This window comes from Pseudomonas mohnii (genome assembly GCF_900105115.1).
Lineage (GTDB): Bacteria > Pseudomonadota > Gammaproteobacteria > Pseudomonadales > Pseudomonadaceae > Aquipseudomonas > Aquipseudomonas mohnii.
This window is the reverse complement of record NZ_FNRV01000001.1, coordinates 1188021-1205359: the sequence shown is the minus strand read 5'-3', so window position 1 is coordinate 1205359 and position 17339 is coordinate 1188021. Positions and strand designations below refer to the sequence as shown.

The 17339-nt window shown below is 60.6% G+C and carries 17 protein-coding genes and 2 pseudogenes; 5 read left to right on the top strand and 14 right to left on the bottom strand.

The window, feature by feature from the left end:
* Positions 1–10 precede the first annotated feature (10 nt).
* Genes BLV61_RS05495 through BLV61_RS05470 form a run of 6 tightly spaced genes read right to left on the bottom strand, consistent with a single transcriptional unit; the run spans position 11 to position 5942 of the window.
* Entirely contained in the window at positions 11–1378 is a 1368-nt protein-coding gene (locus tag BLV61_RS05495) for an NAD(P)-binding domain-containing protein (RefSeq protein ID WP_090463289.1), read from the bottom strand.
* Positions 1379–1417: 39 nt separating this feature from the next.
* Positions 1418–2284: a formyltetrahydrofolate deformylase gene (purU, locus tag BLV61_RS05490; protein ID WP_047530833.1), complete on the bottom strand. Its 867-nt coding sequence runs from the start codon at positions 2282–2284 to the stop codon at positions 1418–1420.
* A gap of 31 nt (positions 2285–2315) precedes the next feature.
* Positions 2316–3446: an aminomethyl transferase family protein gene (locus BLV61_RS05485; RefSeq protein WP_090463286.1), complete on the bottom strand. Its 1131-nt coding sequence runs from the start codon at positions 3444–3446 to the stop codon at positions 2316–2318.
* Positions 3447–3480: 34 nt separating this feature from the next.
* A complete protein-coding gene (locus BLV61_RS05480; protein WP_090463283.1) occupies positions 3481–4494 on the bottom strand; it encodes a heme-dependent oxidative N-demethylase family protein in 1014 nt (337 codons plus the stop codon).
* 9 nt (positions 4495–4503) lie between these two features.
* Positions 4504–5433, bottom strand: coding sequence for a PDR/VanB family oxidoreductase (locus tag BLV61_RS05475; protein ID WP_090463281.1), 930 nt, complete (start codon positions 5431–5433; stop codon positions 4504–4506).
* Positions 5430–5942: a dimethylamine monooxygenase subunit DmmA family protein gene (locus tag BLV61_RS05470; protein ID WP_090463278.1), complete on the bottom strand. Its 513-nt coding sequence runs from the start codon at positions 5940–5942 to the stop codon at positions 5430–5432. Before BLV61_RS05470 ends, BLV61_RS05475 begins: the two co-directional genes overlap by 4 nt.
* A 223-nt stretch (positions 5943–6165) precedes the next feature.
* Between BLV61_RS05470 and BLV61_RS05465 the strand changes: the two genes are divergently transcribed.
* The 4 genes from BLV61_RS05465 to BLV61_RS05450 all read left to right on the top strand — a co-directional run bounded on the left by BLV61_RS05465 (position 6166) and on the right by BLV61_RS05450 (position 9242).
* On the top strand, positions 6166–7311 hold the full coding sequence (locus BLV61_RS05465; protein ID WP_244159804.1) for a sensor histidine kinase: 1146 nt from the start codon (positions 6166–6168) through the stop codon (positions 7309–7311).
* Positions 7280–7951 carry a response regulator gene (locus tag BLV61_RS05460; RefSeq protein WP_047530823.1) on the top strand — a complete coding sequence of 224 codons (672 nt, stop codon included), beginning with the start codon at positions 7280–7282 and terminating at the stop codon, positions 7949–7951. Before BLV61_RS05465 ends, BLV61_RS05460 begins: the two co-directional genes overlap by 32 nt.
* A complete protein-coding gene (locus BLV61_RS05455; protein WP_090463270.1) occupies positions 7952–8713 on the top strand; it encodes a PAS domain-containing protein in 762 nt (253 codons plus the stop codon).
* Between the two features lie 88 nt (positions 8714–8801).
* Positions 8802–9242, top strand: a complete 441-nt coding sequence (locus BLV61_RS05450) for a GNAT family N-acetyltransferase (protein ID WP_090463267.1) — start codon at positions 8802–8804, stop codon at positions 9240–9242.
* Positions 9243–9595: 353 nt separating this feature from the next.
* Here BLV61_RS05450 and BLV61_RS32005 read toward each other — a convergent pair.
* Positions 9596–10612, bottom strand: a pseudogene (locus tag BLV61_RS32005) (methyl-accepting chemotaxis protein); the annotation flags it as partial.
* 273 nt (positions 10613–10885) lie between these two features.
* Positions 10886–11161, bottom strand: a pseudogene (locus BLV61_RS32000) (PAS domain-containing protein); the annotation flags it as partial.
* A 369-nt stretch (positions 11162–11530) separates the two neighbouring features.
* On the opposite strand from BLV61_RS32000, the gene BLV61_RS05440 reads away from it, so the two are divergent.
* Complete coding sequence (locus BLV61_RS05440; RefSeq protein WP_090463259.1) at positions 11531–11839, top strand: hypothetical protein; 309 nt, start codon at positions 11531–11533, stop codon at positions 11837–11839.
* 24 nt (positions 11840–11863) lie between these two features.
* Here the strand turns inward: BLV61_RS05440 and BLV61_RS05435 are convergent, their stop codons facing one another.
* The 6 genes from BLV61_RS05435 to pchA form a co-directional block, all read right to left on the bottom strand.
* Positions 11864–12193, bottom strand: a complete 330-nt coding sequence (locus BLV61_RS05435; RefSeq protein WP_090463256.1) for a hypothetical protein — start codon at positions 12191–12193, stop codon at positions 11864–11866.
* Between the two features lie 537 nt (positions 12194–12730).
* Positions 12731–13102 (bottom strand): c-type cytochrome, encoded by a 372-nt coding sequence (locus BLV61_RS05430; RefSeq protein ID WP_047530813.1) that lies wholly within the window; start codon positions 13100–13102, stop codon positions 12731–12733.
* Between the two features lie 60 nt (positions 13103–13162).
* Positions 13163–14731 carry an FAD-binding oxidoreductase gene (locus BLV61_RS05425; protein WP_090463253.1) on the bottom strand — a complete coding sequence of 523 codons (1569 nt, stop codon included), beginning with the start codon at positions 14729–14731 and terminating at the stop codon, positions 13163–13165.
* Between the two features lie 13 nt (positions 14732–14744).
* Positions 14745–15437, bottom strand: coding sequence for a hypothetical protein (locus tag BLV61_RS05420; protein WP_090463250.1), 693 nt, complete (start codon positions 15435–15437; stop codon positions 14745–14747).
* A 10-nt stretch (positions 15438–15447) separates the two neighbouring features.
* Positions 15448–15783 (bottom strand): c-type cytochrome, encoded by a 336-nt coding sequence (locus BLV61_RS05415; RefSeq protein WP_047530808.1) that lies wholly within the window; start codon positions 15781–15783, stop codon positions 15448–15450.
* A gap of 53 nt (positions 15784–15836) precedes the next feature.
* Entirely contained in the window at positions 15837–17312 is a 1476-nt protein-coding gene (gene pchA, locus BLV61_RS05410) for a 4-hydroxybenzaldehyde dehydrogenase (RefSeq protein WP_090463247.1), read from the bottom strand.
* Between the last annotated feature and the right edge of the window lie 27 nt (positions 17313–17339).

Below are 17339 nucleotides of genomic sequence, written 5' to 3'. Positions count from 1 at the left end.
GGCTCCCGGGTCAACCGATCGACTTGACGGACATCGGCGGCTCAGCGAGGTACGCCGCCATGGAGTCGTCAAGGGCATGCAGCCAGGGCGTGTGGTGGGGGGGCGATTGGGTGCCGGTCATCAGCGATCGGTAGGACTTGTCACGGTAACCCATGATGTCGTGGGCCTTGTCGTGCTTCCAGTGCATGAAGGTGTCGTTGACCGCGGCGATATCGAAGTTCGGGTAGTCGGTGGCGTCCACCAGGTGCTGGATATAGGCCCCCTGGTATTCGAACATCTGCTGGTTGGTTTCAAGCTGCTGTTCACGGGCATGCCATTGCTGGCTATCGGCGGCTCTTTGTGCCTGGTCGGGTAGGGCGATGCGTTGCAGGATCACGTCGCGGGCGTACCAGGCCTGGGCGTCGAACATGTTGAACGAGTACCACTGGTCCTGCATGCCGAGGTAAATCAGTTGCGGGTTGGGTTCCCAGAAAATGCCTTTGTAGAGGTTCATCGGCCATAGCCGATTGTCGGTCTTGAGGCGCAGTTCGTCGGGCAGGAAGGGGAAGTGATGTTGGTAGCCGGTGCAGAGGATCACCGCATCGATGTGTTTGTGGGTGCCGTCGATAAAGTACGCGCGGTTTTTTTCCAGGCGCTGCAACAGCGGTTTTTCTTCCCAGTTGGCGGGCCAGTCATAGCCCATGGGCGCGGTGCGATAGCAGCTGGTGATGCTGCGGGCGCCGTACTTGTAGCACTGTGAACCGATGTCTTCGGCGGAATAGCTGCTGCCGATGATCAACAGATCCTTGCCCTTGAACTCCAGCGCCTCGCGGAAATCATGGGCGTGCAGGATGCGCCCGCCGAACTGCTCGAATCCGGGGAAGTACGGCATCTTTGGCGTCGAAAAGTGCCCGCAGGCGTTGATCACGTAATCGAATTGTTCCGAGGTCTGGGTATCGCTGCCGTGGTCGTGGGCGACCACCGTGAAGCGGCGAGTCTCTTCGTCAAAGGTGACAAGGCGCACCACATGGTTGAAGCGGATGTAGTCGCGAACCCCGGCTTTTTCGACACGGCCCTTGATGTAGTCCCACAGCACTTCCCGTGGTGGGTAGGAGCCGATGGGGCGGCCAAAATGTTCTTCGAAGGTGTAGTCGGCGAACTCCAGGCATTCCTTCGGGCCGTTCGACCACAGGTAGCGGTACATGCTGCCATGCACCGGTTCGCCGTTCTCGTCCAGGCCGGTGCGCCAGGTGTAATTCCACATGCCACCCCAGTCTTGCTGTTTTTCATAACAGACCAGTTCCGGGATGGGCGTTCCCTGGTCCCTGGCCGATTGAAATGCCCGCAGTTGAGCCATGCCGCAAGGGCCGGCGCCGATGATTGCTACGCGTGTGGTCATGGTCGTATCTCCTGGATGTTGATCGGGAAAAGGGCTCGCTCAGCGAAAAATCACCGTCTTGTCCTGGTTGATGAACACCCGGTGTTCCAGGTGGTATTTCAGGGCTTTGGAAAGCGCTACGGTTTCGGTGTCGCGGCCGATGGCGACCAGCGCATCGGGCAGGTAGGTATGATCGACTCGCTGGATTTCCTGCTCGATGATTGGCCCCTCGTCGAGGTCGCTGGTGACGTAGTGGGCGGTGGCGCCGATCAGCTTCACGCCACGGTCGTAGGCCTGGTGATAGGGCTTGGCACCCTTGAAACCGGGCAGGAACGAGTGATGGATGTTGATAGCCCGGCCGGACAGTTGCTGGCACAGGCTGTCGGACAGAATCTGCATGTAGCGGGCGAGCACCACCAGGTCGGTCTGAGTGTCCTCGACGATGCGCATCAACTCGGCTTCCTGGCTGGCCTTGCTGTCCTTGGTGATTGGCAGGTAGATGAAGCGAATGCCTTCGCGTTCGGCCATGGCTCGCAGGTCCAGGTGGTTGGAGACCACTGCGGTGATGTGCATGTCCATCTCGCCTTTGCGGTGGCGGTACAGCAGGTCAGTCAGGCAGTGGTCGAACTTGCTGACCATCAGCAGCACCCGGGTCGGCTGACTGCTGCAGAACAGCTGCCACCGCATGTCGAAGCCGCAGGCCAGGTCGCCCAGATGCTCGCGCAGGGCACCGATATCGCCCTTCACGCCGGTGTTGAAGCGGAACACCGCGCGCATGAAAAATTGCCCGGTGAACTCGTCGTCGAATTGCGCCAGCTCGCTGATGTAGCACTGCTGTCCGGCCAGGCAGGTGGTGATCGCGGCAACGATGCCGGACGCTGCCGGGCAATTGATCTTGAGAATGTAATGTTCGTTGGTAGTGTCCATCGAGAGTCCCCTGGAGACAGTGGTTGGAGGCTCAGCCCTTGGCTGTGCGCTTGGTTTTTTCCGGGTCGTCGAAGGGCAGGGCGTGGGTCAAGGCGGCGCTTTCCTGGCTGCCGCGCACCTGCAGGGCAATGCCTGGATTCGCGCAGGCCACGCTCATGCGGGCGATGGCCATGGAGCGTTTGCTCAGGCGCGAATACATGCCGCAGGTGATCACCCCGACTTGCTGGTTGCCTTGCCACAGGGTGTCGCCGGCTTCAGCGGGGCGCACGCCTTCGAGTAACACGCCGGTGATCTTGAAGCGCTCCTGACCGCGCAACCGGAAGTGCTCGTCGGCGCCACGGAATTCGCGTTTGTCCGGGGAGACGGTGAAATCCAGGCCCATTTCCCACAGCGTGTCGCCCGCCTTCTGATCGGCGAAGGGGTACATCTGCGAGTTGTCGTAGGGGAAAAACATCAGCGAGCTTTCCACCCGCAACCAGTCCAGGGCGGTAAAGGCACAAGGGATGATGCCCAGGCCCGCGCCCTGTTCGAGGATCGTGTCCCACAGCGCCGGGGCATCGGCGGCCTTGCAGAAAATCTCGTAACCGCGTTCGCCGGTATAGCCGGTGCGGGAGATCATCACCGGGCGATCGAACAGGCGGGTTTGCAGGTGATGGAAGTAAGGCAGCTGACGGATCCCGGGGACGTGCTCGGCGAGAAAGTCCACCGCCAGCGGCCCTTGCAGCGACAGATCGTGCAGGTCGTCATCGAACAGCACCGCCACTTGCCGGCCCTGGGAAGAGCGCACCAGCATTTCGTGGCCGCTGCCGGCACCGTGCACCACCATGAACGCGTTGGGTCCGGTGCGGTAGACGATGCAGTCATCGACGAACTTGCCGTCCTCGTCGAGCATCGAGGCGTACACCGACTTGCCGGGGTAGAGTTTGGCGATGTCGCGGGTGGTGGCCCATTGCAGCAGGCTCTCGGCGTGGGGGCCGACGTAATGGACTTTTTTCAGCCCGGACACATCCATCAGTCCGGCACGGGTGCGGATCGCCTGATGGTGATCGGCCAGGTCGCTGTCGTAGGTCCACGCAGTGCCCATGCCGTTCCAGTCTTCGAGGTTCGAGCCGAGTGCGCGGTGCCGTTCGGCCAGTGCAGAAATACGCCATGAATGCGTCATGTGAAGATCCTTGTCGGTGAATGTGGGTCAGGGTTCAGGCCGGGTCGAAGCGGCTCAGCCACTCGACCAGGGTCTGTCGGTAGCGGCTCATGCCCTTGTACTCGGCGATCGGCTCGGGCAGGTCGCGCAGCACACGGTGCAGGCGGCAGCCCCAGCCGGGCTGGGTGACCAGCTCCTGCAGGCTGATCAGGTAGGTGCGGATGCTGAACATCACCGCGTTGCTGCGCGGCAGACGGGCCATCACTTGCAGCTCGACACGCAGGTGAACCTGTTGCCCGACGTTCTCGGCGGTGATGCGACCGCGGTCGGCGCCCCATTCATGGAACGTCTCGGGGGAGGAATCCAGGCGCGGGTTGATGGTCAGCGTCCAGTTCAGACGCCGCACCGGCTGCCCGGTTTGCAGGTTGAGCAGGTATTTCAGCGCGCGGTCGAAGATGCCCATCTGGTGGGCCATGGGCACCGGCGAATGCCACTGCTTGAAACTCATGCCGGCGTCGAAGGCCAGGGACCAGTCGGCCGGGCTGGTGACCAGGCCGGCGTCCATGTACAGATCGCCGTCGCGTTGATCGAGCAAGGCGAAGTCTCCCTGCACCTGTCGGCCGATGAACTCCAGCGGCTCGCAGGGCAGGCTGGTGGCATCACCGAACACAAAGTGCTGATCGATGTTCAGCAGCGTGTTGCGCCAATGCCAGTGATCACCCTCACGCTCCAGCGAGAACCACTGCGGATAATCCGCAGCCAGGTGCTCCATGAGCATCTGCAGTGCATCCCAGGCCGCCACTTGCATGTGCGGCATCACCAGGTAGCGGCGCGGATCCTTGTCCAGCACCAGGGCGCGTTCGGCCATTTCCGAGCGGTAGTGTTCGTCAATGTCGAACCCGTGTTGGTAAACCGAGCCGGGATCCCGGGAGGTCGCCGGTTCGATGTTCACCGAATACAGGTAGCTGTCCTCGGTGAAGGGGAAAGGAAAACGCCGGATGGCGGCGGGGCTGTTGCGAAAGCTGAAATCGTCTCGATAGCTCTGCACGGGGCTTGATTGAATGGTCATGGTCGACTCCTAAAGATCCAGCGAAACGCAAGGGCCACGGCCGCGGGAGACACAGGGCATGAGAAAGTCAGCCTGCTCGGCGGGGCTCAGGAAACTGTCGCGGTGTTCGATGTCGCCGCCCACGTGGCGGGTCATGCATTGGCCGCAGACCCCGCCGCGGCACAGGTTGGGGATCTGCAGCCCGGCCGATTCCAGGGCTTCGAGCAGGCTTTGTTCAGCGCCGACCCGCAGGCGCTGGCCGCTGCGCAGCAGTTCCAGGTCGAAGGGTTGGCCCGGTTGTGCGGCATTGAAGGCTTCCCAGTGCACCCGGCCGGGCGGCCAGCCGAGTGCTTTGGCCTGTTGCCGAACCGCGTCGAGCAACGGTTGCGGGCCGCAGGTGTAAAGGTGGCTGCCCAGCGGTCGATCACGCAGGATCCGGCGCAGGTCCGGGCGGCTGGCGTAGGTGTGCAGGCGTGATCCCAGCCGCTGTTGCAACGCCTCGACATAGGCATCGCTCAGGCCCGGACGACAGAGGTAGTGCAATTCGAAGTCGGCCTTGCGTTGTTCCAGGGCCGCGATGTAGGCCATGAACGGCGTGATGCCGATGCCGCCGGCGATCAGGATGTGCAGGCTGGCGGTCGAGTGCAGGGCGAACAGATTGGCCGGTGGCGAAATCTGCAGCGTGTCCCCGACCTGGACCTGCCGATGCAGGTACTGCGAGCCGCCGCGGGAGGTCTCCTGCAGGCGTACGGCGATGCGGTAATGCTGGTTGTCCGCCGGGTCGCTGGTGAGTGAGTAGGCATTGCGCAGCTTGCCCTCGGCCAGTGGCAGGTGAACCTGCACATGACTGCCGGGGGAGAACGCCGGTAGGGGGCCGGCGCACGCCTGCAGGGTGAATTCGCGCACCACTGGGGTCAGCATTCTCGCCGCGCTGACCCGCACTTGGATTACGGCGCTCATGACCGGACCCCGGCATAAGGCTGGTCGGGGTTGGTGCAAACGCCGAGGTACGCCCCCAGGCGGCGGGAAAAGTGCTCCCGGACTTCCAGCCCGACATCGCAACCGATGCAGATCAGCAGCGACTCCGGCCCGGCGGCCTGAGTCAGGCCGCAGTGCACGCAATACACCAGGCGCGCACCGGCAATCGTGTGGGTCATGTCGATCTCGTCATTTTCCAGTCCGGCGCTGCGGGCCTCGCCGTAAATGCGCCAGATAAAGGCCTCGTCGCCCATGATGTAGAGATGGCTGCCGACCGTGGCGCTGACCAGCGCCCGCTGCAGGCGCCGGGAAAAGTCGGCGTTCTCGCCATTCAGCACCAAGGGCTGTTCCAGTTCACCGACAACGGGCGAGCAGGCGGCTGCCGATTGCATGACCACAATGTGCCGGGTGACGCTGTTACGAGGCAGCGGCTGGCGATAGCGCGGGAGGCTGTGAAGTCGGTCCGGGGCGGCGCTGTGTCTATCCGTCATGTGGGCTTTCCTGGCTGTTCCGCGCCTGTCGAAGGGCGAGAAAGGTGGCGTTGGACTGGGAATTTGTTTCCTGTTAGGGAAGATACTTTCCTATGGAGAAAATCTTCTCAATCCGGAAAAAGGGCTATGCCTTTGGAGATAAGCCCTGCGCAACGCCAGTTCGGGGCATGGAAGTTGCTGGTCTTCGCTCAGGGCTGAGTAACCGGACGGGGAGTTATCAATAGTGCGAACACGACCGCAGTGGTGGCCGCTCTGGCTGGGGCGTATTCGCCCCGAACAGGCACGCAACGTGCGCAAACTGCTGGCCGGATTGCCCTTGTGCCAGGTGCACGCTGACGGTGCCTTGTCGGGTTTTCTGGATCGTTTCGAAGCATTGTTGCCGACCTGCAAACTGAATCTGATCCTGGGTGGCGAAGACCTGGGGCCGGCACGGCGCGGATTGCTCGAGGGCTGTCAGGACGTTGCGCGTTGCCCTTGGCGTGACTCGACATTGCCTGATGTGGCTCAGGCCTGTGGCCCTTGCCGGCAACGGGGCGTACATCGCCTGCTGTGTGCCTTGCCGTACAGCGACGATTCGAGCAAAGGGGTGTTGTTGCTCGATACCCCACAACCGGTCCACGCAAGCTGGCGCCAGTTGCTGGAAGAGGCGGCGCAGGCGGTCGGCGTCACCGTGCGCTTGCGCTGCTACACCCGTGAGCAACAGCGTAAACAGGCGACGTCCCGGCACGGCGCCCTGGCCCGTGAGCTGCACGACTCGGTGGCCCAGCAGTTGGGTTACCTGTCATATCAGGCGCATTGGCTGCAGTCGCAGTTGGGCGAGCCTGCGCAGGCCTTCGCCGCGTTGCAGGAACTGTGCGGCGGCTTGAGTCAGCTGCAGCGCCAGGTGCGCGAGCTGATCACCAGCGCTCGTCTGACCATGGACGGGCGTTCGCTGCGCCAGGCATTGGCCGACTCTGTCGCCGAGTTCTCGCGGCGCTGCATCATCGTTTTCGAACTGGACAATCGCCTGACGGATGACGCTTTGAGCCCGGAAACCGAATTGCAGATTCTGCAGATCATTCGCGAGGCACTGGCCAACGCGGTGCGCCATTCCCATGCGCGGCATGTGCGCATCGAGTTGCGGCAAAACCAGGACGGCGATGTCTCGGTGACGGTGGAGGACGACGGCATCGGCCTGAGCCCGGCATCGGGGGAGGACAACCATTTCGGCCTGGCGATTATCCGCGAACGCGCCGCGAGCATTGGCGCCCGGCTGAGCATTGAAGCGATCCGCCCGCACGGGGTTCGCGTACACCTCGGCCTTTGCCATCACCAAGACCTGCCACAGGGGAGTTTCGATGGACTGCACGACCTTATTACTGATCGATGATCACCCGCTGTTTCGCAAGGGCCTGGCGCAGCTGTTCGGCGCCAGTGACGACTTCGAGGTGGTGGGGCAGGCCGCCAGCGGCCGCGAAGGCATCAACCTGGCGGTGAGCCTGGCACCGCAGCAGGTCTTGCTGGATCTGCACATGCCTGGCTTGAGCGGTTTGCAGGTGCTCGATGAACTGCGTCAGTTGCGCCTCGATTGCCAGGTGGTGGTGCTCACTGCGTCGATGGATCGCGCCGAGTTGTTGACGGCCCTGCGCCTGGGGGCCAGCGGTTATGTGCTCAAGGAAACCGAGCCCGATGCCTTGCTGGCCTACATGCGCAATTGTCACAAGGGCGCGATCGTCCTGGATTCGACCCTGATTGCCCTGTTGGCCGATCAGGACGAATCGTTGCACCGCCCCGCGCAGGATGCCGATCCTCTGGACACCGGCAACCTTACTGAACGCGAGGGCCAGACCCTGGCCCTGATTGTCGCCGGCATGAGCAACAAACAGATCGGTCGGGAACTGGGGATCAGCGATGGCACGGTCAAGATCTATGTGCGCAATCTGTTGCAGAAGCTCGGCCAGCACTCGCGTCTGGAGCTGGCGGCGTGGGTACACAACGGCGCGTCGGTGAGACACGAGGAGCGGCATTAGATGATGGAACGGCCAGAGGCATTTGTGCAGGCACCGTCCTTGCACCTGATGGATCGCTTTCCGGCGGCGTTGCTTGAACTGCGCGATAACGGGCAGATCGCCCACTTCAACCTGGCGTGGGTCGAGCTGATGGACAGGCCGGGTCCGGAGCGCAACCTCATCGACTATGTGCACCATGAGGACCGTTCGTTGTGGCGTCAGGCCTTGAATGAACTGCGTCGGCGTCCCGAGACTTCCTTCAGCCAGCGGTTGCGCTTTGTTCACCCCTCGGGGGAGCTGCGTTGGTTTGACGTCAGCCTCAAGCGCGAGACTCAGGGTTTTTATCTTGTGGCCGGGGACATTACCGCGCACAAACGCCGCGAAGTTGCCTTGCAGGCCAGTCAGCGCAGCAGCATGAGTTTGCTGGACAGCATGCCGGGGCTGATCTATCGCGGCCGCAACAATCGCGATTGGACCATGGAATTCGTCAGTGCCGGTTGTTTGCAACTGACCGGGTATCCACCGGAGCGGTTGGTGGACAACCATGAGTTCACCTACAACAGCCTGATCCTGGCGCAGGATGCCGATTACGTCTGGCGTGAGGTGCAATATGCCCTGTCGCGGCAAGAACCATTCGAACTCAACTACCGGATTCGTTGCGCCGATCAGTCGATCAAGCACGTCTGGGAAAAGGGCGTGGGGATCTATGCCGACACGCGTGAAGTGCTGGGTATCGAGGGGGCGATTTTCGAGCGTAATACCGGCCAGGACCTGGGGCGTTGAACGCAGGTTTGCGGTGTAGTCCTCGGCGTTTAGGCGACGCAGTTTCGGGGTAACATGTGGCCCAACGCAAATTGCCAGAGGGAACGGGATGTCTTCGATCATCAAGCCGATTGGTGCTGCTGACACTAATCAGGCAGCTGCAGCGTTGTGTGAGTTGTGGCCGAAATACTCACCGGCGGAGATTACCTCCAGGATCGACGAGATGCTTCGCCCCAATGGCTACCATCTGATCGGCTTGTGGGAAGAGGGCCTGGCGTCGGCAGTTTGCGTATTGGGCTACAGGATTCAATATTCACTGTGGCTGGGGAAGTCGCTCTACATCGTGGACATTGCGACCCTGCCTCAAAGTCGCGGCAAGGGGTACGCCTCGCGATTGGTGGCTTGGGCTGAAGAGGAAGCTGCGCGTCAGGGTTGCGCGGCTGTGCATCTTGACTCCGGGGTCGGTATGGACAGAGCGGCTGCTCATCGTCTCTACATGCAACGCCACTACCAGATTTCCTGCCATCACTTCCTGAAGCGCCTGGATTGATGCGCAGGATCGTCTGGCAGAGGCATGGCTTTGCTCCACAGCGAGTGAAACCACAGTCCAGGCGGCGGGTGCTTGAGCGGATCGCAGGCAAAGAAAAGCCCGGCACGAGGTCGGGCTGTTCTGTTTGGGGTCAAATCCTTTTGTATGCTCAATCTGCGCTCAATTCTGTGAGCGTTTCGTGAAAAGCACGTTGCCGAAATGAAAAAAGCCCGACACTTGGTCGGGCTCTTTGTAGATGGGCCAAATCCCTTTGGCTGCCCGCATTGTGCGGGGTCGATGTGACGAAGGCGTGACAGGGCGGATGTGAAAAGCCCGCCGCCGGTACGGGCTTTTTGATGACGGGGTCGGGTGGGTTATCGATTGAAGCGCTCGACCAATGAGTGCTGGGTGGACGCAGTTCTGGTGAGTTCTTTGCTCAAGTCCGCAGACTGGTGCGCTTGTTCCGAGGTTTGATCGGCCAGGTGGGCGATGGTTGTGATATTGCGGCTGATCTCCTCGGCAACGGCGGTTTGCTCTTCAGTGGCGCCGGCAATCTGCGTGGTCATCTCGGTGATGTGAGCAACTGCTTCACTGATACCCACCAAGGCCTTGTCTGCCTCAAGCACCCACGTCACGCCTTCTTCGGCCTGACGCTGACCACGCTCCATGGATTGCACAGCGTTATTGGACGACGTCTGGAGCTTGGTAATCAGGTCATGGATCTGGGTGGTGGATTGCGAGGTGCGCTGTGCCAGCTGACGAACTTCATCGGCCACTACGGCGAATCCCCGGCCCATGTCGCCGGCACGTGCCGCCTCGATGGCGGCATTGAGTGCCAACAGGTTGGTCTGATCGGCGATACCTTTGATCACGTCAACGACGGTCCCGATTTCATTGCTGTCCTTGGCCAATTGCGCAACCGTCAGCCCGGTTTCACCGACGACAGTGGAGAGGCGTTCGATGGCCTCGCGGGTGTCTCGGGCCACATCGCGGCCGCGACCCGTGAGCAAATTGGCTTGTTGGGTGGCATCCGCCGTGCGCTGGACGTGGCTGGCGACTTCCTGGGTGGTCGCTGCCATCTGGTTGACGGCCGCAGACACCTGCTCGGTTTCGACGCGCTGGCGATCAAGGCCGTTTGAGCTGTCAGTGGCCAGCAGGTCAGATTGTCCAGCCAGCGCACTGAGTTGCTCGGCGGTGTCTTGCAGGCGTGTCAGGCAAGTCTTCAGTCGCGCGGCCTGACTGACGAAGGCTGTCTCCAGACGGGCTTGTGGTCCCCGGGCATTGCTGTACATCTGAGCGATCAGTGAGTCGGAGGTCGAGGGCTCAGCCATCTGTAACAGGCGCAGGGTGCCCCGAGTCTGCCAGCGCGAAGCGAGCAAACCGATCGGCACGGCAATGCCTGTGGCCACGGCTATTGCCACGGGAGCGCTGAAGAACAAACCGCTCAAGGAACCCACCAAACCCATGGCGACATAGGGCAAAGAGCCCGATAGAGCGGGCAGCCAGCTGTCCTGCCGAGGGATGGCCGGCTTCCCCTGACTGATGCGCTTATAGAGGGATTCAGCACGGCGGACCTGATCAGCCGTCGGCTTGACCCGGACCGATTCAAAGCCGACTACCTGGCTGCCTTCAAATATTGGAGTGACGTATGCGTTGACCCAGTAGTGATCGCCATTTCTGGAGCGATTTTTGACGATACCCATCCACGGGCGGCCTTGCTTGAGCGCACCCCACATGTGGGCAAATACGGCAGGGGGGACGTCAGGATGACGGACGATATTTTGCGGGGCACCAATCAGATCGGCTTTATCAAAACCACTGACCTCTACGAAAGCGTCATTGCAGTACGTAATGACACCTCGAACATCTGTCGTCGAAATAAGCTTCTGCTGAGGTGCGAGTGAAATCTCACGCTGTGTTACAGGCTGATTATTTCTCATTCCGACTGCTCCTTGGTTCCTTTGAGAGGCCATCGACTAGTACGAGAACAAGGTTAGTGTCTTTTTCTAAAATATTTTTTATAAAAATGAGTTGTATTCGTGATGCCGAGCTGTGTTGGATCTGTATTGCTTGTTTGGATAGGCTATTGATTTTGATAGGGAAAAGTCACTCCCTCAGCCTCTCTTCAGCCTGGTGTTTTCGCAGGAGTGGTCGGCACATTAATGGCTTTTATTTCGTTGAAAATTTGGTGAGTTGCGGCCAGAAAGTGCAAATAGATAGTCATGCGTGAAAGAAGCACGGCCACTGCGTCGGGTTTTTTTATGGGGGCTCCATTCCCTGACTATTCTCATTTGACCTGAAATGGCAGAGTGAATTTACATATCAAGCGCAATTGGAATTACATCAAGGCACTTCTTGAGCAAGTCGAACAGGCCAATAGAAAGGGGGGGCTTCAAGAGCATGCTCTGAACGTAGCGCTTGCTCACGACATTCATGACCCGGCCAAAAAGGAGCAGGCGACCCATGCACTCCAGCTCATCGTCAAGGAAGCATTCGTGGCGAGTACCGTGGACGCCTCAGGCGTCGAGACTTTGATCCCGCTCATATGGCGAGGCCATGACCTGCTGGGTGATGGGAGAGCGAACGTCGCCAAGTACGAATTCAAGCACTTTCATTAAGTGTCTTCTTGCCAAGCCCCGCCATCACGCGGGTTTTTTTGTGCCTGCGATTTCCCAAATCCCTCTAAGCCTCTGGTTGACCCACTCATCAATGGCGCGCGCGCATTGCGGGTGTAAGGCCCTCAATTGGAGGCGGTTATCCAGCCACGCATTCAATTCGTAAAGGGCCACACGCACCGCGCGAGGGTAGTCCTCCAGAGCGGCAAGCAAGCGCTGCCGGGCGCCTTCAGTTGGCTCAATATCTCTGGTCCGGATGTATTGAGTGATGAAGCGCTCGATGCAGCAGAACTCTGATGATGACAGATGGATCATGCTGAGATTTGTTGAGCGTGTGCCGTTAGCTGGAGCGAACATCCATGATTCCTTGCTTGTGCATGCGGAGACTTAAAGCTCGTTATTCGGGGTGTTTGTAGTGGGTTGGAAGAAAAGGCGGGGCGGATGATACTTATTTCCATGCGTCGTGTACGTATATCAACACGCCATCATCGACGAACGGCGTAATACGTTAGTCTTATAATGCAAGGTGATTTGCCGCCGTTTGCGAGTTTCAGGTATTGGCCGCGGTTTTCCATCGGCTTCTGCCCAACCGAGAAGGCCTGGCACCGCGCAATGACGCGGATGAAGATCACCGGTTCTCCCTACCCAAAGTCGGACGGCTGGCGTTTTCTGGCCCAGCCGAATATCGGGGTGAGCACCGCGATCGACCACGGTGCGGATCGGTGCCCGAACATTATGTTCGGGCACACCACTGACTGACGTCTTGTCGAGTGCCGGGTAAAGGTCCTTGATAAAAGGGCGTTGTAGTTCGGCATTGCCCTGCCGACAGCCAAGCCTTGGCCAGGGGACGGTGGCAGGCGGTGTCGGTGTCCAATGGCCTGTTCAATAACGTGCTTACTTCAAACTCTTGAGATAAGCGATGAGGTGCTGGCGGCTCTGCGCATCGGGCTGCCCCGGGAACATCATCATGTTGCCCGGCAGCAAGCTGGCAGGGCTTGTCAGCCACTTGTCCAGGTTGGCGTCATTCCACTGCAGCTTGGCGCCTTGCAGGGCGGCGGAATAGTTGAAAGCCGGCGCCTGGGCGCTGGCGCGATTGAACACGCCGTGCAGGCTCGGCCCCATCAGGTTCTTACCCGCTTCGGGGCTGTGACAGAAACCGCATTGAGTGCTGAAAAGGGCTTGGCCCTGAGCCACGTCGCCCTGGGCTTGCGTCAGAGGGGCTGCCAGCAACAGGGCGCTGGCAACGAGCAGTTGTGTGTGGGTCATTTCGTTTCCTACAAATAGCAAAGCCCCGCCAAGACAGACCTGGCGGGGCCTCAAGAGCAATCAGAATGAATTGGCGAGGTCGATGCCCGACTTGCCTGGTGCCAGAATGTTGTTCGGGTCCAGCGCACGTTTGATGGCATGTTCAAGTTTGCGTTTCACAGGGCCGTAGCTCTGCGCAACTCGATCCTGGAATGCTGTGTTGACGCGGTAGACGGCGTAGCCTTCCTTCTCGAATACATCGAGCAGTTCGGCAAAGCAGGCGTTAGCGCGTTTGGTCTCTTCCGGGTTGGAGCGGTCATACAACACGTCGATGACGTGGTGCATGTCGCGCCAGCCGACGATGAACTCGCCGACATAGTCCAGACCGTGCTTGTTGAGGGTCTTCTTGGCCAGCGCCTGTTGCTTGTCGCACTCGCTGCCTCGGGCCTGGCTCACCGGTGCGAACCACATCGAGCCGCCGCCGCCACGCCAGTTGTACAGGCCAAATTCCTGCAGGTTAGGCACCCCGGACATCAACTGGGCTCGGTACTTGAACGGCTGGGTGTCGCCGGCCTCTTCCTGGGTGACGATGCGCCCCTTGCCCAGTTGCTTCAGGGCTCCAGTGACGATATTCCAGTTGACGTCGACCTGCTCCTGGGTGCCGTACAGCGCGGCATAGACGTTCCAGGCGCCGAGATTCTTGTCTTTCTGAATTTGCTTGAGGATCGCGTCAGAGGTCGCGCCCGGCTCGGTGGTGTAGTCGGAGCGGCGGGTGTTGCAGGTGGATGCCTCCCAGAGTACGCCTGCAATGACGACCGAGTTCGGAATGACTTGGGCGATGCGCAGCGGGCGGATGAATTCGACGATTTCGGCGATGTCCGATTCGTTCTCGAACTTGATCTCGAATGGTTTGAATACGGGCGGTTTCGGCATCAGCCAGAAACCCATTTTCGTGCAGATACCATAGTTGGCTTGGGTGAACATTCCGTCCAGCGTCGGGCCATAGCCCCACTTGAATACCTGCCAGGCATTGTCACCTTTCACTCCGCCCATGCCGGTTCGGTACACATCGCCGTTAGCCAGCACCACTTCCATGCCGCACTGCATCAGAAAGTGTTCGCCATAGGGTGTGTAACCCACGCCACGATCCATGGTGTTGCCCAGTGGTCCGGCGATAGCCGACGGTGCAGAGAACGACAGCATCAACGGCAGTTGGTGTTCCTGGATGTAGTCGTAAAGCTGCTGATAGGTCACCCCCGGCTCTACCAGGGCGGTACACAGTTCCGGGTCGACGTGGAGGATTTTGTTCATTTTCTTCAGGTCAAGTATGACTTGACCTCGCTGGCCTGGCGCGGCCGAGCCGTAACCGAAGTTACGACCCGTGGAGATGGTCCACACCGGGATTTTGTGTTCGTTGCAGATCTTCACCACCCCTTGCACCTGTTCGACGGTAGTGGCGGTGACGGCGGCAGACGGCGTGTGCTCGGCATTGTCCACGGCGATCATGATCTTGCTGTACGGGATCAGTTGATCATCTTTGGTCAGGACGTTTTCATCGCCCAGCAATTTGCGAAACTTGGCGATTGCTTGCTCGAAGTTTGCGCTGTTGACGCCGCGCGGGAGCAGGGGCTTGTTGTTTTTCTCAGTCATTTGGTTAGCTCCTTCAAGCCTCGATCGAAAACGAAACGAAATTACCGGTCAGCGGCGATGGGCGGCTGGCGATCAGTGGCGCTTGGCCTGTGTTGGCGGTGCCCAGGGCGGCAAGGGTGTAGCCCAGCGTGGCTGCCCATTGCTCGGAACCGGCAGTGCTGCGTGCGGCCGCGGACACTTGCAGCGGGGCCTGTTGGCCATGCAGGCGGTATTCGCTGAGGCTGAAGCCCGTGCCGCAGGCGTTCAAATTCAGGCCCAGCTGCGGGGCGCAGCCACTGGCGGCCTCGGCGCTGAGCAGGTGGTGCTGCGAGGCATGGGTCGTGGCGCGGTGCTGGCCGATCCACTGCACGCGAGCGCCAGCGCTGCGCGCCAGGTCAATGATCAGTGCGGCACTGGCATCGTCGACCAGGCCGATGATGCGTTGTGGTTGACCACTGCGCAGGCGTTTATCCAGGCCGAGAATGAAGCTCAGACCGAGGTCGGTACGCTGTACCTTGACTTGCCCGCCTGCCGGGCTGGCGCTAATCCCCTGAAGGAAGGCCGACTCGGCGACTTCGCCGCTGACCAGGGCCAGGGTCGGCAGAACCGGATGGGCCTGACTGCCCATTACACGATTGGCCATGGTCAGACCCGAGCTGCTCATGGCCACGCCGGCCAGGCCGCCCAAGGCCATGCCCTTGAGCAGTACACGACGTTCTATGTTCATGCCTGACTCCTCAAGGTTTGGCCGCGGGGGCGGAGGTTTTGGAAATGTATTCGGCCACTTGTTGCAGCGAGTTGTCGTCGATGAACGAGGCGGGGAAGGCCGGCATGGCACGGAAGCCGTGGCGTACGATCGCAGTGATGTACTGCGGTGGCAGTTGGCGGCCGGTGATTTGTGGGCCGACCTTGTTCTCGTGGCAGTGGCCACACACCTTGGCATAGACGTTTTCGCCGCCTTTCCAGACGCCGTCGCCATCGGCAGCTGCATGACCCGCCAGCACGATAAACGGCAGGGTAAAGCAGGCAACAAGGGTCCGTTTCACAGCAGGGCTGTTGAGGAGTGAGTGCATTTCGTACTCCATATTCTTATTGGTAGGTTGGTTCATGGAAGGCCGGATTCGGGTCAGAACGGATACGGCCTTGGGGCGTGTTGCAGGGTGATCCAGTGGTCGGTGGTGAACTCGTCAATGGCCCAGTCGCCGTTGAAGCGGCCAAGACCGGAGTTCTTCTCACCGCCGAAAGGTGCGTTGGGTTCGTCGTTGACCGGGATGTCGTTGACGTGGGTCATGCCGGCGTGAATGCGTTGGGCGAATTGCACGCCGCGCTCCAGGCTGGACGTGAACACAGCGCTCGACAGTCCATATTCGCTGCGATTGGCCAGTTCCAGGGCATGCTCGGAATCGCGGGCGGATTGAATCCCGACCAGAGGGCCAAAGATTTCTTCACGGGCGATCTCCATGTCGGCAGTGACCTGGCCGAACACGTGAGGCGGCAAGACGTTACCCTGGGCTTCCCCGCCAACCAGCAACGTGGCGCCTTCGGCCTTGGCGGTGGCGATCTTCTCTTGGAGGCCAGCCAGTTGCTTACTGTTGATCACGGGGCCGATCACGGTCTCGGCTTTGCTCGGGTCGCCGTAAGGCAGGGCTTTGACGCGTTCGACAAAGCGCTGGGTGAAGGTTTCCAGCAGCGGCTGCTCAACGATGATGCGGTTGATCGCCATGCAGATCTGGCCCTGGTGAAGGAACTTGCCGACCACGGCGGCGTTAACGGCTTGTTCGATGTCGGCATCGGCCAGGACCACGAACGGGCTGTTGCCACCCAACTCGAGGGCGACATGCTTGAGGTACTCGCCGCCGCTGGCGATTCGGCCGATGTTGCGTCCGACCTGGGTCGAGCCGGTGAAGGAAATGAACGCCGGTACCGGGTGCTCGACGAAGGCGTCGCCGATTTCCGCGCCGGAACCGACCACCACGCTGAGTACGCCTGCTGGCAGGCCGGCTTCCTCGAAGATGCGCGCGAGCAACAGGCCCCCGGTGACGGGGGTGTCACTGGCCGGTTTGACCACCACGGCATTACCCAACGCCAGGGCGGGTGCCAGGGAGCGGGCGGTCAGGTGCAGGGGGAAGTTCCACGGGCTGATCACACCGATCACGCCCAGCGGCGTACGGTAAACGCGGCTTTCCTTGCCCGGGATGTTGGACGCAATAATGCGGCCATGCACGCGGCTTGGCAGGCTGGCCGACTCCAGGGTGATGGCGCGGGCGGCGCCCCATTCGATTTGCGCCTTGATGCGCGTACTGCCGGACTCGCGGATGATCCAGTCGATGATTTCTTCACGACGCTCGTCGAAGATCTTCACCGCGTTGAGCAGCACTTGGCCACGCTCGGCCGGCCCCTTGGCAGCCCAATGGGCCTGGGTCTCGCGTGCCTTGCGGTAGGCCTCGTCGAGGTCATCGCGATTGGCCAGTGTGATCTGCAGCAAGCTTTTCTGGGTGAAGGGGTCGAATACGTCCAGTGGACGACCGGCGCTGCCGGCGCGCCATTGTCCGGCGAGGGGCTGCAGTTCAAGGTTTTGATAGGCAAGACGAGTTACGGTCATGGAGTTTTCTCTCTTATTGGTGCGAAA